Genomic DNA, 2704 nt, shown 5'->3' on the forward strand with positions numbered 1-2704 from the left:
TCACAGCTTCAAGTGATAAAAAGTAACTGCAATGTTAAGTTGTCTTGCATCGAACAAATTGCTCGCAAACTATCCCTATTGGCTAGATGACAACACATCCTCTATTTAAAGAAAGAAAAAATTTTCTTTTTTATTCAGCGATAAAGTAAATATTATCCAATTACTTATGAGAGTAATTCGATCAAATGGAAACTGTAATTTTTTCCACTCTGAGTAATCCTGTACCCGTTTATATAAGTTTAGGAAAGCGCGCTGTTATGAATATTCACAAAAATGCTGCAAAAATTGATATCAGAAAAACTTCTGTTTAAAAAAGGGAAAGATGTTCTCTTACTTGCTACTGAAGAACCTGTTCAGATTTGTCTTGATATTGCTGTAGAGCTTCAAAAAACATAAAGTTATCCCAACGTTTACAAGTGTGCCAACAATTCAACTTTGAGATAATATATCTGTGCTAGAGTTATGCCAATCTCACCAATCTGTTGTTGTCTATGAAGAGCATAGTATCAATGGAGAAGCCTAGAGATGCAATTGTTAAATCCCTTATAGAACAAAACGTTCTATGCCAATTTGTATCATTAGGAATACCTAACGACCCCATCTGTAATAAAAACAAACTCGATTTTTTTAACAAATTATGAAATCAATAGAGAAAGCATAAACAGTGTTAGCAATGACATACTATACAAAAAATATTTAACTGCTTCCTAATATGTTCGCCAGTTCAAAAACATCATAACTCATTGAGGATGCAAGAAAATAAGAAAGAAAAACATTAATTCACGCAGTCTTGCTCTCAGTAAACGAGCTTTTTTAAAGATTGTATGGGTATTTTTTTCATTGCTTAAAAATGTACTCCATAAAAACAATATCATATCCATATAATAATTACCCAATAAAATTAATATAAATAATATATAGATTATAGAAATATTATTTATTAGATCTATTTTTTATTATAATTATAGATTACAATAAACACATATTGACATTTTTAATAATTTTATTTATATGCCATAATTAATATTGTTCTATATTAAAATAAAACTAAATGAAGTTTATAAATTTACGTTTTATGATAATGTGGGAAAGAAGTAATTAACATGTTATATTTTTATATATAGGAGAGAAAAATGCTCGCAGCATTATTTATATCTATTTTTTCTATATCAACAATTGTTTTACCTTTAATATCAGCGCTTGTTCCTTTTTATCCATAGAATGAGCTTTTAATAAAATAAGTAAAAGATGTATGCAATGTTATTAGTGTTTTTTTTGTGTTTATTATTATTAAGATTTTTGCGTTAAATATTATTGTATTTACGGAGTATTATTTTAGTTACTGAGTATTTTATGTGATTTTATAGAGGAGCTTTTTGATCTTTTCTATTTAACTTTAACTGTCAACATATTTGTAAAATATATAATTATGCTCCTCTATAAAAAGACTTTCTTTTTCTGAAAGCAGTAAAAATATTGCTTTCATTGCTTAAAAACATCTATATTTACTAAACTCTTGCGTGTAATATCTTTAATTGTCTGAGTACCGGTCAGTGTCATAGCTACCCGCATTTCATTGGCAAAAAGATCAAGGAGATGCATAACACCTTTCTTACCTGCTGCTGCAAGCGCATAAACAAAAGCACGGCCAATCATAACAGCATCCGCACCTTGTGCTATCATGCGGACAACATCAAGACCAGAACGAACACCTGAGTCCGCTAAAATAGTCAAATGATCCTTTACAGCATCCGCAATTGCAGGCAACGCTCGTGTTGTTGATAATACACCATCAAGCTGACGTCCGCCGTGATTAGAAACAACAATACCATCCGCACCAAATTTTACTGCTTCTCGTGCATCTTCTGGATCAAGAATACCTTTCAAAATCATTTTTCCTTTCCAAAAATCGCGAATCCATTGTAAATCATGCCAACCAATTGATGGATCAAAATTTGCACCAAGCCAACCAACGTAATCATCTAATGCAATTTTCTTTTTGAGATAAGTGGAGACATTTCCAAGATCATGGGGGCGCCCCATAACACCAACGTTCCAAGCCCAATATGGATGAGTAAACGCTTGTAAAAAACGACGTAATCCAGCATAAGGACCAGACATCCCCGAATGCGCATCACGATAACGCGCACCAGGAACTGGCATATCAACTGTAAAAACCAACGTGCGTACACCAGCTAACCAAGCCCGTTCTAGTGCATCACGCATGAAACCGCGATCTTTGAGAACATAAAGTTGAAACCAAAATGCACCTCCAACCGCTTCTTGCACTTCCGCAATGGGACAAACTGAAACAGAGGATAGAGTAAAAGGAATCCCTTTTGCCGCTGCGGCACGCGCTGCTTTTACCTCTCCACGACGTGTGTACATGCCCGTTAGCCCAACAGGTGCAAGTACAATCGGTAAATCAAGTGTCTGATCAAAAAGCTTGATTGAAAGATCAACTTCACCAACTTGCCTTAGAATCCTTTGACGCAGTGCAAGAGCTTGAAGATCTTTACAGTTACGTCGCATCGTTTCTTCAGCATAAGCCCCACCATCAATATAGTGAAAAAGAAAGGGAGGAAGACGACGCTTTGCTGCCTTACGATAATCAAGTGTTGAAGAAATAATCATTGATGGCACCATTGTTCCTAAATGAAAAGAGAAGATATCCTAAAACGCATAAAAGCGAATCCGTGTACCT

General features: G+C 34.2%; 2 protein-coding genes. One reads left to right on the plus strand and one right to left on the minus strand.

The window, feature by feature from the left end:
- Positions 1-273: 273 nt before the first annotated feature.
- The gene (locus tag ACFIKE_RS09175; RefSeq protein WP_375625722.1) at positions 274-396 is read left to right on the plus strand and encodes a hypothetical protein; all 123 of its coding nucleotides are present in this window, start codon (positions 274-276) and stop codon (positions 394-396) included.
- 1086 nt (positions 397-1482) lie between these two features.
- Here ACFIKE_RS09175 and lldD read toward each other — a convergent pair.
- Positions 1483-2634: an FMN-dependent L-lactate dehydrogenase LldD gene (gene lldD / locus ACFIKE_RS09180; protein WP_375626848.1), complete on the minus strand. Its 1152-nt coding sequence runs from the start codon at positions 2632-2634 to the stop codon at positions 1483-1485.
- Between the last annotated feature and the right edge of the window lie 70 nt (positions 2635-2704).

The sequence above is a fragment of the Bartonella sp. MU70NMGDW genome (genome assembly GCF_042194085.1).
GTDB classification, from domain to species: domain Bacteria; phylum Pseudomonadota; class Alphaproteobacteria; order Rhizobiales; family Rhizobiaceae; genus Bartonella; species Bartonella grahamii.